At 66.0% G+C, this 18221-nt stretch carries 16 protein-coding genes; 12 read left to right on the forward strand and 4 right to left on the reverse strand.

Annotation, left to right across the window (positions count from 1 at the left end; genetic code table 11):
• Window positions 1–299: 299 nt before the first annotated feature.
• From GQ56_RS0127920 to GQ56_RS0127930, 3 genes are read left to right on the forward strand one after another with little or no spacing between them, the layout of a single operon-like run.
• Window positions 300–1199, forward strand: a complete 900-nt coding sequence (locus GQ56_RS0127920; RefSeq protein ID WP_031401790.1) for an N-formylglutamate amidohydrolase — start codon at window positions 300–302, stop codon at window positions 1197–1199.
• Complete coding sequence (locus GQ56_RS0127925; protein ID WP_031401791.1) at window positions 1196–1969, forward strand: IclR family transcriptional regulator; 774 nt, start codon at window positions 1196–1198, stop codon at window positions 1967–1969. The genes GQ56_RS0127920 and GQ56_RS0127925 overlap by 4 nt, the downstream gene beginning before the upstream one ends.
• A 29-nt stretch (window positions 1970–1998) precedes the next feature.
• Window positions 1999–3489 (forward strand): YfcC family protein, encoded by a 1491-nt coding sequence (locus GQ56_RS0127930; RefSeq protein WP_031401792.1) that lies wholly within the window; start codon window positions 1999–2001, stop codon window positions 3487–3489.
• Between the two features lie 131 nt (window positions 3490–3620).
• Here GQ56_RS0127930 and pdxR read toward each other — a convergent pair whose 3' ends face one another.
• Window positions 3621–5132, reverse strand: a complete 1512-nt coding sequence (pdxR, locus tag GQ56_RS0127935) for a MocR-like pyridoxine biosynthesis transcription factor PdxR (RefSeq protein ID WP_031401793.1) — start codon at window positions 5130–5132, stop codon at window positions 3621–3623.
• A gap of 126 nt (window positions 5133–5258) precedes the next feature.
• Here pdxR and GQ56_RS0127940 point away from each other — a divergent pair, with 126 nt between their 5' ends.
• From GQ56_RS0127940 to GQ56_RS46720, 6 genes are all read left to right on the forward strand, one after another.
• Window positions 5259–6542 carry a 4-aminobutyrate--2-oxoglutarate transaminase gene (locus tag GQ56_RS0127940; protein ID WP_031401794.1) on the forward strand — a complete coding sequence of 428 codons (1284 nt, stop codon included), beginning with the start codon at window positions 5259–5261 and terminating at the stop codon, window positions 6540–6542.
• A gap of 89 nt (window positions 6543–6631) precedes the next feature.
• Window positions 6632–8101, forward strand: a complete 1470-nt coding sequence (gene gabD / locus GQ56_RS0127945) for an NADP-dependent succinate-semialdehyde dehydrogenase (RefSeq protein ID WP_031401795.1) — start codon at window positions 6632–6634, stop codon at window positions 8099–8101.
• 662 nt (window positions 8102–8763) lie between these two features.
• On the forward strand, window positions 8764–9318 hold the full coding sequence (locus GQ56_RS42035) for a PAAR domain-containing protein (RefSeq protein ID WP_075123045.1): 555 nt from the start codon (window positions 8764–8766) through the stop codon (window positions 9316–9318).
• Window positions 9305–9979 (forward strand): M35 family metallo-endopeptidase, encoded by a 675-nt coding sequence (locus tag GQ56_RS42040; protein ID WP_075123046.1) that lies wholly within the window; start codon window positions 9305–9307, stop codon window positions 9977–9979. Before GQ56_RS42035 ends, GQ56_RS42040 begins: the two co-directional genes overlap by 14 nt.
• Window positions 9979–10470, forward strand: a complete 492-nt coding sequence (locus tag GQ56_RS42045) for a hypothetical protein (protein WP_075123047.1) — start codon at window positions 9979–9981, stop codon at window positions 10468–10470. Before GQ56_RS42040 ends, GQ56_RS42045 begins: the two co-directional genes overlap by 1 nt.
• A 239-nt stretch (window positions 10471–10709) precedes the next feature.
• Complete coding sequence (locus GQ56_RS46720) at window positions 10710–10985, forward strand: hypothetical protein (RefSeq protein ID WP_235212779.1); 276 nt, start codon at window positions 10710–10712, stop codon at window positions 10983–10985.
• A gap of 66 nt (window positions 10986–11051) precedes the next feature.
• Here the strand turns inward: GQ56_RS46720 and GQ56_RS0127970 are convergent, their stop codons facing one another.
• Entirely contained in the window at window positions 11052–12596 is a 1545-nt protein-coding gene (locus GQ56_RS0127970) for a methyl-accepting chemotaxis protein (RefSeq protein ID WP_031401797.1), read from the reverse strand.
• A gap of 413 nt (window positions 12597–13009) precedes the next feature.
• A complete protein-coding gene (locus GQ56_RS0127975; RefSeq protein ID WP_031401798.1) occupies window positions 13010–14554 on the reverse strand; it encodes a methyl-accepting chemotaxis protein in 1545 nt (514 codons plus the stop codon).
• Window positions 14555–14871: 317 nt separating this feature from the next.
• Between GQ56_RS0127975 and GQ56_RS0127980 the strand changes: the two genes are divergently transcribed.
• From GQ56_RS0127980 to GQ56_RS0127990, 3 genes are all read left to right on the forward strand, one after another.
• On the forward strand, window positions 14872–15729 hold the full coding sequence (locus GQ56_RS0127980; RefSeq protein ID WP_031401799.1) for a class I SAM-dependent methyltransferase: 858 nt from the start codon (window positions 14872–14874) through the stop codon (window positions 15727–15729).
• Window positions 15726–16286: a GNAT family N-acetyltransferase gene (locus tag GQ56_RS0127985; protein WP_043301688.1), complete on the forward strand. Its 561-nt coding sequence runs from the start codon at window positions 15726–15728 to the stop codon at window positions 16284–16286. Before GQ56_RS0127980 ends, GQ56_RS0127985 begins: the two co-directional genes overlap by 4 nt.
• Before the next feature lie 123 nt (window positions 16287–16409).
• Window positions 16410–16889, forward strand: coding sequence for a DUF523 domain-containing protein (locus GQ56_RS0127990; RefSeq protein ID WP_425322005.1), 480 nt, complete (start codon window positions 16410–16412; stop codon window positions 16887–16889).
• A 108-nt stretch (window positions 16890–16997) separates the two neighbouring features.
• Here GQ56_RS0127990 and pcaF read toward each other — a convergent pair whose 3' ends face one another.
• Complete coding sequence (gene pcaF / locus GQ56_RS0127995) at window positions 16998–18200, reverse strand: 3-oxoadipyl-CoA thiolase (RefSeq protein ID WP_031401802.1); 1203 nt, start codon at window positions 18198–18200, stop codon at window positions 16998–17000.
• Window positions 18201–18221: the final 21 nt, after the last annotated feature.

Here is an 18221-nt window from a genome sequence, read left to right on the forward strand (position 1 = left end):
AACGTGTTTTATTGAATAAAACATCGTCTTATTCATTGTCGAATTCGTCGATTTGAGGCGTCAAGCGACGCCAAAAATCGCATGCGGGCATCAAATGCCCTTGAGCAGCAAGGCGTTTCGAGGAATGAAACAGTCCTAATAACGGCGGGCCTGACGGGCCGATCGCAACACGTAATCCCGGTATCGCAAAAAGCCCTTGACCGCAATTTTCAGTCGTTGTGAAATATTGATACGCTGTTTTAATGATTAAAACCAACGAACGAGACATCTCGCGAAACTAGGTAAAGAACCTGATCCCCATGCTGACGTTTAATTGCAACACCGCGGCCGCCGGCGCGGCACCCGCGCATGTCGTCACCCCGCCGACAGCGCCGGCCCTGCCAATCGTCGTCGACTCGCCGCACAGCGGCATCGCCTATCCGCCGGACTTCGCCACCGTCGCCCCCGACGACGCGATCCGCACGACGTGGGACGCGTACATCGACGAACTGTGGGCGGGCGCGCCCGCGCGCGGCGGCACGCTGCTCGCGGCGACGTTCCCGCGCGCATACATCGATCCGAACCGCGCGGAAACCGACATCGACGCGATGCTGCTTGCCGAGCCGTGGCCCGAGCCGCTGTCGCCGCAGCCGTATACGCAGCGCGGGATGGGGCTGATCCGCCGCGACGCGCTGCCCGGCGTGCCGCTGTACGACCGCAAGCTGTCGCTCGCAGAAGTGCGCCACCGGATCGACGCGTACTACCGGCCTTACCGCCGCGCGCTCGCCGCCATCGCCGAGCCGCTGCATGCCGCGCACGGCGCGCTGTGGCACATCGACTGCCATTCGATGAAGTCGCGCGGCAACGCGATGAACGTCGACGCGGGCGCGCTACGGCCGGACGTCGTCGTCAGCGACCGGCGCGGCACGACCGCCGACCCGGCCTTCACCGCATGGACCGCGCAATGGTTCGCCGACGCCGGCTATCGCGTGCAGGTCAACGACCCTTACCAGGGCGGCGATCTGCTGAACGCGCTTGCCGATCCGGCCCGGCGGCGCCATGGCATCCAGATCGAATTCAACCGCGCGCTGTATATGGACGAAGCCGCGTTCGCGAAGCACGTGGGCTTCGCCGCGCTGAAGCGCTCGGTGGACGCGTACCTCGACGCGCTCGCCGATTACGTGCGCGCGCGCATCGCAGCGCCGGGAGGCACCGCATGACGACCTATATCGTCGACGCCGTCGACAGTGCGCTGAAACTGCTGACCTACGTGGCCGAGCATCCGAACCTCGGCGTGACCGAACTCGCGTCGCAACTCGGCATCAACAAGTCGCGCACGTACCGGATGCTGTGCACGCTCGAACTGCACCGCTTCGTCGTGCAGGACCCGCGCACGTCCACCTATGCGCTCGGCCCGCAGGCGTTCGTGATCGGCGTGGCCGCGTCGCAGCAGAACGCGCTCGTGCGCGCCGCGCACCGGCACATGCTCGCGCTCAACCAGGCGATCAACGAGACCGTCGTGCTGCGCGTGCGCGAAGGGCTCGAATCGGTGTGCGTCGCGCGATGCGAGACGACGCACGCGGTGCGCACCGTCGGTGCGGTCGGCAACCGCCGGCCGATCGATTTCGGCGCATCGGGCAAGGTGCTGCTCGCGTTCGCGCCCGACGCGGTGCGCGACGAATACCTCGCGCAACTGCGCCGGAACGCCCGGGCCGACGCGCCGGCGACGCTCGAGGGCGAACTCGACGCGGTCGCGCGCAAGGGCTATGCGGTGAGCAGCGGCGAGGTGACGCCCGGCGCGGTCGGGATCGCGGTGCCGGTGCGCGACCTGACGGGCGCGACGGTCGCCTCCGTCAGCGTGACGGGCCCCGAGGTGCGCGTGAGCCACGCCGACATTCCCGACTATCTCGAACGCCTGCAGGCGTGCAGCCTCGCCATTTCCGCCGAACTCGGCTACGTCCCGGCGCGCGCCGCGCTGCAACCGGCCTGACGGCCCGCTTCTTCTTCGACGAGGATCCGATGTCCGCCTCTTCCCCGAACCCGGTCGGCGCGCACGGCGCCGACACCGCCGCGTGCGCGGCCGACCAGCCGGCGGCGAGCGCCGGTCATGCGCCGCATCCGCACGGCAAGATGCTGCACCCGGTCGTGATGATGCTGTGGGTGCTGGCCGCCGCGATCGCGCTCACGTGGCTCGTCGACTCGGGCCAGTTCGCGCGCAACGGCCGGCTCGTCGTGCCGGGCACCTACCACGTGGTGCCGAAGACGACTGCGCTCACGACGCTCGTCGCGCCGGCCGTCAGCCACAGCACGTCCGCGCATGCGCTGCCGGCAAGCCTCGTCTCCGCGTTCGTCGCGGTCCCGCAAGGGCTGCTGAAGAACGCGCCGCTGATCGTGATGGTGATGTTCGTCGGCGGGATGTTCGGCGTGATGCGCCGCACGGGGGTCGTCGATGCGGGCATCGACCGGCTGCTGCAGCTCACCGGCAACAACGCGTACCTGCTGACGCCGATGCTGATGATCCTGATCGGGCTCGGCAGCACGCTGCTCGGCTTCATCTCCGAGTACCTCGTGATCATTCCGATGGTGGTCGTGATCGCCCGGCGCCTCGGCCTGTCCGACCTGTTCGCGGTCGCGCTCGTCGCAATCGCCGCAAAGATCGGCTATATCGCGTCGGTCACGAATCCGCTCGCGCTCGCCGTCGCGCAGCCGCTCGTCGGCGTGCCGCTGTTCAGCGGCGTCGCGCTGCGCGCCGTCGTATTCGTCGTGTTCCTGACGATCGGCATCCTGTACCTGCTGCGCTACGTGCGCAACAGCGGCTACCGGGCCGGGCAGACCGCCGAAGGGCATGCCGCGCACACGGCCGCGAAGCTGTCGCTGCGCCACAAGGCGACGCTGGCCGTGTTCGCCGCGGCGGTCGCGATGCTGATCTACGGCACGCGCGAGCTGAAGTGGGGCAATGTCGAGCTGGCGGCGTTCTACACGGCCGTGAGCATCGCGACGGCCATCATCGGCGGGCTCGATTCGCGCAGCGCGGCCGACGCGTTCGTCGACGGGATGAAGAACATGATGCTCGCCGCCCTGCTGATGGGGCTCGCCGCCTCCGTCGAACTGCTGCTGCAGAACAGCCTCGTGCTCGATACGCTGATCCACTTCTTCACGCGGCTCGCGGACGGGCAGTCGCCGGTGTGGGTCGCCAACGGGCTGATGGGCGTGCAGATGGTGCTCGACGTCTTCATTCCGTCGGTGTCGGGCAAGGCCGCGGTCAGCATGCCGATCATCGGGCCGATCGCGCAGCTCTCGGGCGTGAGCGGGCAGACGTCGGTGCTCGCGTTCGTGCTCGGCGGCGGACTGACGAACCTCGTCACGCCGACGTCGGGGATGCTGCTGGCCTACCTCGCGACCGCGCGCGTCGACTTCGGCGCATGGATCCGCTTCGTGCTGCCGCTGTTCCTGACGCTGCTCGCGCTGTCGTGCGTCGCGCTGACGTTCGCGGTGTGGACCGGGTATTGAGGTTCGGCCGCGCGCCCGATCCCGCCTTCTCCGTGCGCCCGCTCCGCCTTTTTCCGCGCGCCGCGTAAAGCGGGTTTGCCGACGCCCCGGAGCCAGGCGTCGCCGCCCGATGCCGCGGCCGGGCCCCGCGCTCAGGCCAACGCGACCGCGCCGCCGAACGCCCGCTCGTCGATCGCCTCGGCGAGCGTGGCAAACGCGGTCGCGATCTCGTCCTCCGGCACGCACGCATAGCCGAGCAGCAGCCCCGACGCCGCGCGCGTGCGGTCCGCGTAATAGCCGGACAGCGGCCGCACCACGATATTGCGTTCGAGCGCGGCCTGCGCGACCGCGCGATCGTCGACGCCTTGCGGCAATTGCGTCACCAGATGCAGCCCCGCGTCGCTGCCGAGCGCGTGCAGCGTGTCGCCGTAGCGCCGCGCGACCGCGTCGAGCAGCACCTCGCGGCGCTGCCCGTACAGCGTGCGCATCTTGCGGATATGCGACACGAAGTGCCCTTCCGCGATGAATTCCGCGAGCACGGCCTGCTGCAGCAATTGCCCTTCGCGATACAGCTCGGCGCTCGCGGTCGCGAAGCTTTCCGCGAGCGGCTCCGGCGCGACCAGATAGCCGACCCGCAACCCGGGGAACAGCGTCTTGCCGAAACTGCCGACGTAAATCACCTGCCCGGCCGTATCGAGCCCCTGCAGCGACGCAAGCGGCCGGCTGCCGTAGCGGAATTCGCTGTCGTAATCGTCCTCGATGATCCAGCAACCGTGCTGGCGCGCGTATTCGAGCAGCATGCGCCGCCGCGCGAGGCTCATCACCATGCCGAGCGGATACTGGTGCGACGGCGTGACGAGCATCAGCTTCGGCGGTTCGGCGAGATCGGCGGCCGACGGCGCGATGCCTTCGTCGTCGACCGGAACCGGCCGCGTCTTGAGCCCCGACACGTTCAGCACGCTGCGCACGCCCCAGTAGCACGGATCCTCGGTCCAGATCGCGTCGCCCGGGTCGGTCAGCAACCGCACCGCGAGGTCGATCGACTGGTGGATGCCGGTCGTGATCACGATCTGCTCGGGCGTGCAGCGCACCGACCGCGACGTGCGCAGGTAGTCGGCCAGCGCCTCGCGCAGCAGCGCGAGCCCGCCGCCCGGCGCGTAAGTCAGCAGATCGGGGCGCAGGCGCCGCCAGTACTTGTTGTGCAGCCGCGTCCACACGCGCGCCGGAAAGCGCGACACATCGGGCACGCCCGGCATGAACGCGCCGCCCTGGCGCTTCGACACGCCGGCCCCTTCGACGAGCCGGGTGCCGCGCGCCGACAGCCGCCGCGCGGACGAAGGCAGCATGACGGCCGGGCCGGCCGCCGCGTCGGGCGGCGCGCCGACGATCTCGTCCGGCGCGCTGTCGGCCACGAACGTGCCGCGGCCCGTCGCCGAGTTCACGTAGCCTTCAAGCGCAAGCTGTTCGTAAACCTGCGTGACCGTATTGCGCGCGATCCCGAGCTCGGCGGCCAGCAGCCGCGACGACGGCACGCGCGTGCCGGCCGGCAGTTCGCGCGACAGGATCGCCTGTTGCAGCAGCCGGTGAAGCTGCCGGTAGATCGGCTGTTCGCCGCCGCGCACGAGGCGCTGCGCCAGCCAGTCCGACAACACGCTCGCGCGCATGATTGGCTCCTGTATATTTATTGAAATGGCTCTGATTGCCAGAGCCAAATGTGATTATATTCCCCTGCATGGGCTGCCAAGGCGCCCGATTCCCTACTCACCGGAAAGAACATCAAGGAGATGACCGTGAAGAATGCCGACCTGCAGGCCCGCAAGAACGCCGCCACCCCGCGCGGCGTCGGCGTGATGTGCGATTTCTACGCCGCCCGCGCCGAGAACGCGGAGCTGTGGGATGTCGAAGGCCGCCGCTTCATCGATTTCGCCGCCGGCATCGCGGTGCTGAACACCGGCCACCGCCACCCGAAGATCGTCAAGGCGATCGCGGATCAGCTGAACAGCTTCACGCACACCGCCTACCAGATCGTCCCGTACGCGTCTTACGTGGAACTGGCCGAGAAGATCAACGCGCGTGCGCCGGGCGATTTCCCGAAGAAGACCGCGTTCTTCACGACCGGCGCCGAAGCCGTCGAAAACGCGATCAAGATCGCGCGCGCCGCGACCGGCCGTCCGGGCGTGATCGCGTTCTCGGGCGGCTTCCACGGCCGCACGATGATGGGCATGGCGCTGACCGGCAAGGTCGCCCCGTACAAGCTGAACTTCGGCCCGTTCCCGGGCGACGTGTTCCACGCCCCGTACCCGAACGCCGTGCACGGCGTGACGACGGCCGACTCGATCAAGGCGATCGAGATGCTGTTCAAGGCCGACATCGATCCGAAGCGCGTTGCCGCGATCATCTTCGAACCGGTCCAGGGCGAAGGCGGCTTCAACCCGGCGCCGGCCGAATTCGTGCGCGCGCTGCGCAAGATCTGTAACGAACACGGCATCCTGCTGATCGCCGACGAAGTGCAGACGGGCTTCGCGCGCACCGGCAAGCTGTTCGCGATGCAGCACTACGACGTGCTGGCCGACCTGATCACGATGGCGAAGAGCCTGGCGGGCGGCATGCCGCTGTCGGGCGTCGTCGGCCGTGCCGACGTGATGGACGCGGCAGCCCCCGGCGGCCTCGGCGGCACGTACGCGGGCAACCCGCTGGCGGTCGCGTCGGCGCACGCGGTGCTCGAGATCATCGACGAAGAGAAGCTGTGCGAGCGCGCCACGCAACTCGGCGACGTGCTGAAGGCGAAGCTGAACGCGCTGCAGGCCGACGTGCCGCAGATCGCCGACGTGCGCGGCCCGGGCGCGATGATCGCGGTCGAGTTCCTGAAGCCGGGCTCGGGCGAGCCGGATGCGGAATTCACGAAGCGCGTGCAGACCCGCGCGCTCGAACGCGGCCTGCTGCTGCTCGTGTGCGGCGTGTACTCGAACGTCGTGCGCTTCCTGTTCCCGCTGACGATCCCGCAAGCCGTGTTCGACGAAGCGCTCGCGATCCTCGAGGAAGTGCTGAAGGAAACGGTCGGCGTGCCGGCCTGAGTTCCCTTCGACTTCAATTGAATGCGCCGCCGCCGTCTTCACGACGGCGGCGGCCGTTTCATCCGTCCATTTCAAAGCAGGTGATGCATATGAGCACGGTTCAGGAAACCCTGGCACTGAAAGACCCGTCGCTGTTCCGCCAGCAGGCGTACGTCAACGGCGAATGGCAAGGCGCGACGAACGGCGAGACGTTCGAAGTCCGCAACCCGGCAACGGGCGGCCTGCTCGGCACCGTGCCGGCGATGGGCACGGCCGAGACGCGTCACGCGATCGAAGCCGCGAACGCCGCATGGCCGGCGTGGCGCAAGAAGACCGCGAAGGAACGCGCGGTCATCCTGCGCAAGTGGCACGACCTGATGATGGAAAACGCCGACGACCTCGCGCTGATCCTGACGACCGAGCAGGGCAAGTCGCTGGCCGAAGCGAAAGGCGAGATCGGCTATGCCGCATCGTTCCTCGAATGGTTCGCCGAAGAAGGCAAGCGCGTGTACGGCGACACGATCCCGACGCCGGCGAGCGACAAGCGCATCGTCGTGACGAAGGAAGCGATCGGCGTGTGCGCGGCGATCACGCCGTGGAACTTCCCGGCGGCGATGATCACGCGCAAGGTCGGCCCGGCGCTCGCCGCAGGCTGCCCGATCGTCGTGAAGCCGGCCGAGGCGACGCCGTTCTCGGCACTCGCGATGGCCGTGCTGGCCGAGCGCGCGGGTGTGCCGGCCGGTGTGTTCAGCGTCGTCACGGGCGACCCGAAGGCGATCGGCGGCGAACTGACGTCCAACCCGATCGTGCGCAAGCTGTCGTTCACCGGTTCGACGCCGGTCGGCCGCCTGCTGATGTCGCAATGCGCGGCGACGGTCAAGAAGGTCTCGCTGGAACTCGGCGGCAACGCGCCGTTCATCGTGTTCGACGACGCCGATCTCGACGCGGCCGTGCAGGGCGCGATCGCGTCGAAGTACCGCAATAGCGGCCAGACCTGCGTGTGCACGAACCGCTTCTACGTGCATGAGGCGGTGTACGACCAGTTCGCGCAGAAGCTCGCGGCGGCGGTCGGCCAGTTGAAGGTCGGACGCGGCACCGATGCGGGCGTCACCCAAGGCCCGCTGATCAACGAAGCGGCGGTGCTGAAGGTCGAGGCGCACATCGAGGACGCGCTCGCGAAGGGCGCGACCGTCGTGACGGGCGGCAAGCGCCACGCGCTCGGCCACGGCTTCTTCGAGCCGACCGTGCTGACGGGCGTCACGCCGGCGATGAAGGTCGCGAAGGAAGAGACGTTCGGGCCGCTCGCGCCGCTGTTCAAGTTCGGCAGCGACGACGAGGTGATCCGCCTCGCGAACGACACCGAGTTCGGTCTCGCCGCGTACTTCTACAGCCGCGACATCGGCCGCGTGTGGAAGGTTGCGGAAGCGCTCGAATACGGGATGGTGGGCGTGAACACGGGCCTGATCTCGAACGAAGTCGCGCCGTTCGGCGGCGTGAAGCAGTCGGGCCTCGGCCGCGAAGGCTCGCACTATGGCATCGACGACTACGTCGTGATCAAGTACCTCTGCCTGGCCGTCTGACGGTTCAGGGCCTGCCGCCTCGGCGACGGGCCCTGACCGCCCGGCCGGAACCGGGCGGTCCGACGCGGGCCGGCGTCCCTCTCCGTCGCGCCCGCGTCATCTCTCATCTCGCTGCGCACGAGATCGGCCCGCACTGCGCACTCGATTCCGACGTTGCATCCGCCGATACCTCATATCGCGCGCGACTATCCCTCTAGTCTCGTTTCTCGCTCCGCTGCAAGCCGCTGGATTGAGTGCTCCGTCTCGATCCGGGGTGTCCGCGCATGAACATTTCCCGACGGTCTCGTGTGCGCAGAGTCAGCGCACTCACGTGCCGTTCGATCCGGATGCGAAGTGACACACGTCAACAGTCGCCGGCATGATTTACGGGTAGGCCACCGCCCAGCCGCTTTCTGCCGAACCCTCCCTCGCCTCGGCGTCAACGATCGTTTCACATCACCCACTTCTGTCGCACTTCAAAACAAAATCGTACTCATCCTATAGACAAGGAAAATCTCACAGGTCACCGTCCATAGCTTGTCCTTGCATAAGGTATCCAAGTCCATGGAAGAGGAATATGCCGCCGGCCGTCGCAGCTGAAGACGCCACAGCCGATCAATACTCGTTTCATGACCCGGAGTCAGCCAATCCGGTCTTTACCCACTTCGATTGAGGAGATAGCCATGAGCCGACGGGCAGTCAGGATCGGCGACCCGACAACGACAGGTGGAGTCGTCGTCAGTGGTTCGTCAAACATGTTCAGCAACAGCAAAACCATTGCCGTAGACGGTGACCAGGCGACGTGCGGAAATTGCGCGGGAACGTTTCCGATAGTTGGCAGCGCGGTACGCTTGATATCTCGCGGGAGATGCTTGGCTTTGGAGGGCGACGCGGTACTCTGCCCGTGCGGGCAAAACCTGCTCATCGCTGGTAGCGATTGCACTTTTTTCTACAGCGATGGCAACAGTGGCCGCGGCAACGCACACTCAACGACCACGCGCTCTGCATTCGCACCCGCCCGGCATGTAATCGCATCGGACACACATGACGAACAGTATGTACTACGCGAAGCAGAGAGCGGGCGACCGCTCGCGTACGTTCCCTATCGGATTCGCCTGTCATCCGGAAAGATATTCACCGGCGTGACAAACGCGGCAGGCCACACGCAACGCGTCACGACAGTGTATGCAGAATCGCTCAAGTTCGAGATAGCAAGGAGTGGAAATGCCGCATCCTGAAGACGACTACGTGCTGGTACACGACACGGCCATGACGAACACAAGGCCCGGTTCCAAGGTGTATGTCGATATCAACACGAAGCCGATATGCCCGAACATGAGCAATGAAGCGTTCAGAAAGATCGTAATACGCGCTCGCGACGAAGCCGTCCATCTGATTAATGCTCGCATTGCAGCGCTAGCGAGATGGGACGCGGGAGAACAAGCACGGGTCACAACTTATTTTGGGCGCGCCAACGCGCAGGTTCGCACCACGTTGTCGGCCGGCCTTCCACGACTGCGCTCCGCGATGCAAGAGTTAGTGCCAGAAAAAATTGTTCGATGGGACAGCGAAACCAGCAGGAATCTATCTTGCGCAGTCGTACCTGACAGCAACCAAAACCGTGCCGCCGTTTGCAAGCCCGACTCCGACAAGCGAATCATTGCCATTTACTCTTCATTTTGCAGCAACTCGTTTGGCGAGTTATATCATGAGGCACAAATAAAGATACTAATTCACGAGTGCACTCACTTCATCGACACATTCGATTCAGATGACATCATGTATGGAAACAGCGAATCCGGAATGAAGATTTTCGCAATGAAAAATCCGGATCTCGCCATGAGCAATGCCGACAGCATTACCGGATACATAGCAACCTTTGACAAGACAATCGAATAATGAGCCGAAATTCCTTCAAATCCGGCGTTGCAGCCTGTACGCTTACTCTGTCGACAATGCTATCGAACGTGGCGATGGCATGCACAATAGGTGAGGAAGCGCGGCTGCAACTTCCACTCAACGCAACTACACTTTCCAATGCGGACAGAGTGACGATAGCCGATAGCGTCATCGAGGCAAAAAAATGGCCTGACGTGAAAATTCAAGCAATAGTAATTTCAGGCGCCTTCGTTCACGAGAAAAACATCGAAAAATTGAAGACCATGCGCGGAGAAAACATAAAAGATTACTTACAACAGCTAGGCATCAGTGCCGATCACATCTTCATCGAAAAAAAGACATTCACCGATGAAATGATTACACGACTTCCTGATGGAACAATGAAAACCAATCAGATAGTCGTGGAATTTACGCCGATATGCAAAGGTAGCTGCGCATGGATGTGCAACGACCCTCGCGTAACACCACACAGCAAACTCATCGATCGCTGATCCCTGAACGCTCGCGCATGCACATGCTCTCATTCCGAAATGCCGACAGTGCCGCGGGTACGATATCGATGGCGACTAAACTCTTGGCCGCCGCGCTCGTATTGAGCCGCGCAGATGCGTCGCTCGCCTGTGACGGTGCGTCGAACATGCCCGCCCATTACATCGATATAGTTTTCGATGCTGATTCGAGCGCGATTTCTCCAACCGAACTGTAGCGGTTGTCGGTATGGTCGAGCGACATGCACAAGTGCTTTCCGATCCTTGATACGGTGTGGCTTATCGGACTGGCCGAACAAACCGAACATAATGCGCAGCAGCTTGCAACGCAACGAGCAGAAAACGTGATGGCAGTGCTGGATCAGCATTCGATCCGTGGCGAGAAAAGCGCTCTGGCAGGGAAAATTTTCAAGCCGGACGAGTTCGGTCAATCCGGGCGACGCGTCGAGGTGAACGTCAGTTCCGGATGCCCCGACCACCGTTGCCCGAACCCGAATCCCGTACCGAGTGCGCCGTGACGTAGCACGACGCCCCCCAACGCCGGCCCGCGCAACGCGGGCCGCCTTCCTCGCACATCCCCGCGATCACCTGAACACGTTCACCGCATCCACCAGCCGCGTCGCCTGCTGCTTCAAACTCTCGGACGCCGCGGCGCTCTGCTCGACCAGCGCCGCATTCTGCTGCGTGATGTTGTCCAGATGCACGACCGCCTGGTCGACCTGCGCGACCCCCGTGCTCTGCTCCGCCGTCGACGAGCTGATCTCCGCGATCAGGTCCGACACGCGCCGCACCTGCGTGACGATGTCCTCCATCGTCTTGCCCGCGCCGTCGACGATCCGCGCACCCGATTCGACCCGTTCGACGCTCGCGCCGATCAGCGTCTTGATCTCCTTCGCCGCATTCGCGCTGCGTTGCGCGAGCGCCCGCACCTCGCCCGCCACGACCGCGAAGCCGCGCCCCTGGTCGCCCGCGCGCGCCGCCTCGACCGCCGCATTCAACGCCAGGATGTTGGTCTGGAACGCGATGCTGTCGATCACGCCGATGATGTCCGCGATCTTGCGCGAGCTGGCGGTGATGTCGTTCATCGTCGCGACGACCTCGTTCACCGCCTGACCGCCGCGCCCGGCCGCTTCGCTCGCCGACACCGACAACTGGTTCGCCTGCAGCGCCGTCTCCGCATTGCTCGACACGGTCGCCGTCATCTCGGCCATCGACGCGGCCGTCTGCTGCACGCTCGTCGATGCCTGTTCGGTGCGCGCGCTCAGGTCGTTGTTGCCCTGCGCGATCTCGTTGCTCGCGCGCTGTACGTTGTGCACCTGTTCGCTGACGTCGTCGACGAGCCAGCGGAACATCAGCCCGAGCTGGTTGATCGTGCGCAGCGTCATGCCGATCTCGTCCACGCGGTTCATCCGCACGCCGCGCCGGCTCTCGCCGGTCGCGACGTTCAGCGCCGCGTCGCGCAACTGCATGAGCGGACGCGCGATCTGCGCATCGAGCCACAGCCCCGCGGCCGCGGCGGCGCCCGCCGTCACCGCCGCGAACGCCGCAAGCCCGCCGCCGGTCAGCCCGCACGCCCACCCGCCGGCCATCACGACCGGCGCGAGCACGCACAGCGATGCATGGAGCCGCGTGCGCACCGACATCGTCTGGAACAGCGACGCGAAGCCGGCCAGCCCCTTGCGGACGACCAGCCCCTTGTGGAAATGGCGGTTGCCCGCCTGTCCTTCGCGGAAGGTCTTGTACAGCGCTTCGGCCGCCGCGATCTCGTCGCGCGAAGCCTTCGTGCGCACCGACATGTAGCCCGTCGGCTCGCCGTTGCGCATGACGGGAATCGCGTTCGCACGCACCCAGTAGTGATCGCCGTTCTTGCGGCGGTTCTTCACGAGCGCGGTCCACGGCTCGCCGCCCTTGAGCGTCGCCCACATATCGGCGAACGCCTCCTTCGGCATGTCCGGGTGGCGCACGACGTTATGCGGCTGGCCTTCGATCTCTTCGGGAGAAAATCCACTGACCTGGATGAATGCCGCATTCGCGTACGTAATGTAGCTGTTCGAGTCAGTGGTCGACATCAACGTCGCGTCTTCGGGAAAATCGAATTCGCGTTGCGTGACGGGTTGATTATTGCGCATGGTGTGGAGCTCCGGGTAACGGATCTTGCGTCCGCTTGTCGATTGAATCGAGACCCCGCGCAATACGGCCTGGCCGTATGCGCATGAATCTGACTCCTGCGCTTTCGGCATATTCGGCAAAAACATTATGGTGTATCAGTGAAAACATTCATTAGACGCGCATCATCCTGCTTTTACCAAAACATTCATTTATTGATGAAATGGAAAGCAAGACCAGGCAAGGGTTTGGCGGCTATTCGTCTGATTATTATGCGCCATTCTTTAAAATCGACTTAAAACATCAATACAAAATCCTTGATACGGTTGTTGCTCGTGCTGCGTATTTCTATTGAATCGGCAAATCCGGATGCGCATCGCGCGCGACAACCGGAATGCATCGATCGGGCGCGCACGCCGGGTGCGCGCCCCGACGATCACCGGAACACGTTCACCGCGTCCACGAGGCGCGTCGCCTGCTGCTTCAGGCTCTCGGATGCCGCGGTGCTCTGCTCGACCAGCGCGGCGTTCTGCTGCGTGATGTTGTCCAGGTGCACGACCGCCTGGTCGACCTGCGACACGCCCGTGCTCTGCTCGACCGTCGACGAGCTGATCTCCGCGATCAGGTCCGACACGCGCTTCACCTGCGTGACGATGTCCTCCATCGTCTTGCCCGCCTCGTCCACGCGCCGCGCGCCCGATTCGACCCGGTCGACGCTCGCGCCGATCAGCGTCTTGATCTCCTTCGCCGCGTTCGCGCTGCGCTGCGCGAGCGCACGCACCTCGCCCGCCACGACCGCGAAGCCGCGCCCCTGTTCGCCCGCGCGCGCCGCCTCGACCGCCGCATTCAGCGCCAGGATGTTGGTCTGGAACGCGATGCCGTCGATCACGCCGATGATGTCCGCGATCTTGCGCGAACTGGCGGTAATGTCGCTCATCGTCGCGACGACCTCGCCCACCGCCTGCCCGCCGCGCCCGGCAGCCTCGCTGGCCGACATCGCGAGCCGGTTCGCCTGCAGCGCGGTTTCCGCGTTGCTGTCGACGGTCGCCGTCATCTCGGCCATCGACGCGGCCGTCTCCTGCACGCTCGACGCGGCCTGCTCGGTGCGGGCGCTCAGGTCGTTGTTGCCCTGCGCGATCTCGTTGCTCGCGCGCTGCACGTTGTGCACCTGTTCGCTGACGTCGTCGACGAGCCAGCGGAACATCAGCCCGAGCTGGTTGATCGTGCGCAGCGTCATGCCGATCTCGTCCACGCGGTTCATCCGCACGCCGCGCCGGCTCTCGCCGGTCGCGACGTTCAGCGCCTGGTCGTGCAGCCGCTTCAGCGGCCGGACGATCTGCGCGTCGAGCCACAGGCCGGCGGCCGCCGCCGCGCCGACCGCCACGCCGGCGAACGCCGCGAGCCCGCCGCCGGCCAGCCCGCACGCCCAGCCCGTGCCGACGACGACCGGCACCAGCACGCACAGCGCCGAAAGCACGCGCGCGCGCACCGACATCGTCTGCGACAGCGACGCGACGCGCAGCAGCCCCGTGCGGATCACCAGCCCCTTGTGGAACCGGCGCTGGCCGGCCTTGCCTTCGCGAAACGCGCGATACAGCGCGTCGGCGGCCTCGGTCTCGTCGCCCGGCGCCTTCGTGCGCACCGACATGTAGCCCTGCGGCTCGCCGTTGCGCATGACGGGAATCGCGTTCGCACGCACCCAGTAGTGATCGCCGTTCTTGCGGCGGTTCTTCACGAGCGCGGTCCACGGCTCGCCGCGCCTGAGCGTCTCCCACATGTCGGCGAACGCCTCGCGCGGCATGTCCGGGTGGCGCACCACGTTGTGCGGCTGGCCGACGAGTTCCTCGTTCGTGAAGCCGCTCACCTGCGCGAACGTGGTGTTCGCGTAGGTGATGACGCTGTCGGCGTCGGTCGTCGACATCAGCGTGACGTCGTCGGGAAAGTCGAATTCCTGTTGGGTAACGGGCTGGTTATTGCGCATGCAAGGCTCCGAAAGGCGGATCTGTCGTCCGCGCCGCGCTGACTTCACGCTCAGTAGCCGAAAAACGGTTTATCGCTTTACGACGGTCTTCATTTGCTGTCGGCATATTCGGGAAAAACCTTACCCTTTCCCCGCATAAAATATCCGTTTCGGCCAATGCCATGATTTCGATCAAATAATGCTGAAATAATCGACGCGACCGTTCACGCTCCCGTCACATCGCGCCACACGGAACGCCAATGCCGTCAACCGTTGCGCACGAAGAAACGATTCCGTTTATCCTTCTGCAGGCTTCATTCAACCGATATGCGCACTTGATGAAAAAGGCATTGCACGAACTGAACCGGCTGTCCTGGAATACGGCAACCGTCGCGCATAACAGCCACAAAGGCGACCAGGCCGCGTTTTTCCGCGCGGGCGGCTCGACGCTCTTTCCGGAGGAACGCGAACTGCTCGGCGATGTCGCCGGGCTGCGGCTCCTGCACCTGCAATGCAACGCCGGGCAGGACACCCTCAGCCTCGTGCGGGAAGGTGCGGTCGCGACGGGCGTCGACATCTCCGACGAAGCGATCGGCTTTGCGCAGCGACTGTCGGCCGACACGGGCCTGCCCGCGCGCTTCGAGCGCGCCGACGTGCTCGACTGGATGCCCGCGGCGGCCGCGCGCGGCGAGCGCTTCGAGCGCGTATTCACGTCGTACGGTGCGCTCTGCTGGCTGTCCGACCTGACCGCGTGGGCGCGCGGGATCGCCGCGCTGCTCGCGCCGGGCGGCCGCTTCGCGATGGTCGAGTTCCATCCGTTCGCGCTGTATTTCGACCCGCACTGGACGCCGCGCTACGACTACTTCAAGACCGGCGCGACCGAGGAGCCGTCGGGCGTCGGCGATTATGTCGCCGCGTCCGGCACGGGGCTCGGCGCGCAGCACGACCAGCCGGGCGTCGTCGATTTCGCGAACCCGCATCCGAGCTACGAGTTCATGTGGGGCATCGGCGACGTCGTGAACGCACTCGTGTCGGCCGGGCTCGCGATCGGCCGCCTGACCGAATATCCGTATGCGAACGGCTGGAAGGGCTTCGACGGCATGCGCGAGCTGGACGGCCGTCGGATGGCGCCGCCCGACGGCATGCCGCGCCTGCCGCTGATGTACGCAATTGCCGCGCACCGGGTGGCCGCATGACGCGCCGCACCGCCGCCGAACGCGACGCGCTGTCCGCGCGCCTGCTCGCACGCGACGAGGTGCCGCTCGTGTGGACCATCGACCGGCGCGAAATCATCGAGCACCTGTACGTGCTGCGCGACGGCACGCTGCAGCGCGTACCCGAGTTCTACGACGTCGGCGGCTGGCCCGACGGCGAAGCCGACCACTACACGCCGATCCTGCTCGACTGCCACGATCGCGGCGGCTGGTTCCTCGGCTCGTTCGACGGCGCGCGGCTCGTCGCGGCGGCCGTCGTCGACAGCCGGCCGCTCGGTCCGCACCGCGACATGCTGCAACTGAAGTTCCTGCACGTGAGCCGCGACTGGCGCGGCTGCGGGCTCGGCGAGCAGCTTCATCGCGCGGCCCGGGCGCAGGCGCGCGCCATGGGCGCCACGCGCCTGTACGTGTCGGCCACGCCGTCGCAGCGCACGATCGACTTCTACCTGCGGCTCGGCTTCACGGTCAGCGCATCGCCCGATCCGGCGCTCCACGCGTTGGAGCCGGAAGACATTCATCTGGAAGGGCCGGCGGCCTGACGCGCCGCGCATGCGCGCGCAGCGTAGAATTTCCCGCCTTGCCACGGCCGCCATCGGCCATCACGGAGAGCGCAATTGCAGAACGAACCGCAGCCGCAGGCGCTGCCCAAGATCCTCGTCAGCATGTGTGTGGTCGGTCATCCGGTTCGTTACAACGGCTCGGCGAAGACCGCCGCGCACGAGGCGCTCGAACGGTGGCAGCGCGAAGGGCGCCTCGTGCCCGTTTGCCCCGAGCTGGCCGGCGGCTTCAGCGTGCCGCGCCCGCCCGCCGAGATCGCGGACGGCGCGTCGGGGCAGCGGGTCCTGTCGGGCGCCGCGCGCATCGTCGACGTGAACGGTACCGACGTGACCGCGCCGTTCGTGTCCGGCGCGCACACCGCGCTGGCGCTGGCGCGCACGCACGATTGCCGGTTCGCGATCCTCGCCGACGGCAGTCCGTCGTGCGGCAGCACGTTCATTTACGACGGGAGTTTCGCGAACCGGCGGCACGCGGGCGACGGCGTTACCGCCGCGCTGCTGCGCGAGCACGGCATCGAGGTGTTCGCGGATACCGAGATCGATGCGCTCGACGCACGTCTCAAGCTGATTTCGCAGGCCGGTTAACGACGATGCGCGGCACGACGATCGTCGTGCCGCGCATCGTTGCACCAGCGGTATGGCGGTCAAGCGGCGACGCGGCGCGGATCCGGCCGCGTCGCCGCATGACATGCGTCAGACGCGTTCGATCGCGATCGCGATGCCCTGGCCCACGCCGATGCACATCGTGCACAGCGCGAAGCGGCCGTTCGTGCGATGCAGCTGGTACATCGCGGTCGTCACGAGACGCGCGCCCGATGCGCCGAGCGGGTGGCCCAGCGCGATCGCGCCGCCGTTCGGGTTCACGCGAGGATCGTCGTCGGCGACGCCGAGCATGCGCAGCACCGCGAGGCCCTGCGACGCAAACGCCTCGTTCAGCTCGATCACGTCGAACTGGTCGATCGTCATGCCGAGCCGCGCGAGCAGCTTCTGCGTGGCCGGCGCGGGGCCGATACCCATCACGCGCGGCGCGACGCCGGCCGTCGCGATGCCCAGCACACGGGCGCGCGGCGTCAGGCCGAAGCGCTTCGCGGTGGCCTCGTTCGCGAGCAGCAGCGCGGCTGCGCCGTCGTTGACGCCCGACGCGTTGCCGGCCGTCACCGAGCCGTCCGGGCGCACCACGCCCTTCAGCTTGGCCAGCGCCTCGAGCGACGTTTCGCGCGGATGTTCGTCACGCGACACCACCACCGGATCGCCCTTCTTCTGCGGAATCGTGACGGACACGATTTCCTCGGCGAGCGTGCCGTCCTGTTGCGCGCGGGCGGCCTTCTGCTGGCTGCGCAACGCGAACAGGTCCTGGTCGGCGCGGCTGACGTTGTAGTCGACCGCGACGTTCTCGGCCGTCTCCGGCATGGAATCGACGCCGTACAGCTGTTTCATCAACGGATTGACGAAGCGCCAGCCGATCGTCGTGTCGTGGATGTCGGCCTGGCGCGCGAACGCGCTCGCGGCCTTGCCCATCACGAACGGCGCGCGCGTCATGCTCTCGACGCCGCCCGCGATCATCAGCGCGGCCTCGCCGGACTTGATCGCGCGCGCGGCCACGCCGACCGCGTCCATCCCGGAACCGCACAGGCGGTTGATCGTCGACCCCGGCACGCCCTGCGGCAGGCCCGCGAGCAGCGCCGACATGCGCGCGACGTTGCGGTTGTCCTCGCCGGCCTGGTTCGCGCAGCCGTAGATCACGTCGTCGATCGCCGTCCAGTCGACGTCGCGATTGCGCTCGACGAGCGCCTTGAGCGGCACCGCGCCGAGATCGTCGGCGCGCACGCCGGACAGCGCACCGCCGTAACGCCCGATCGGCGTACGGATCGCATCACACAGAAAAGCTTCGGTCATCAGTGTCTCCAGTCGGCCGGA

The organism is Burkholderia paludis, assembly GCF_000732615.1.
GTDB lineage: Bacteria > Pseudomonadota > Gammaproteobacteria > Burkholderiales > Burkholderiaceae > Burkholderia > Burkholderia paludis.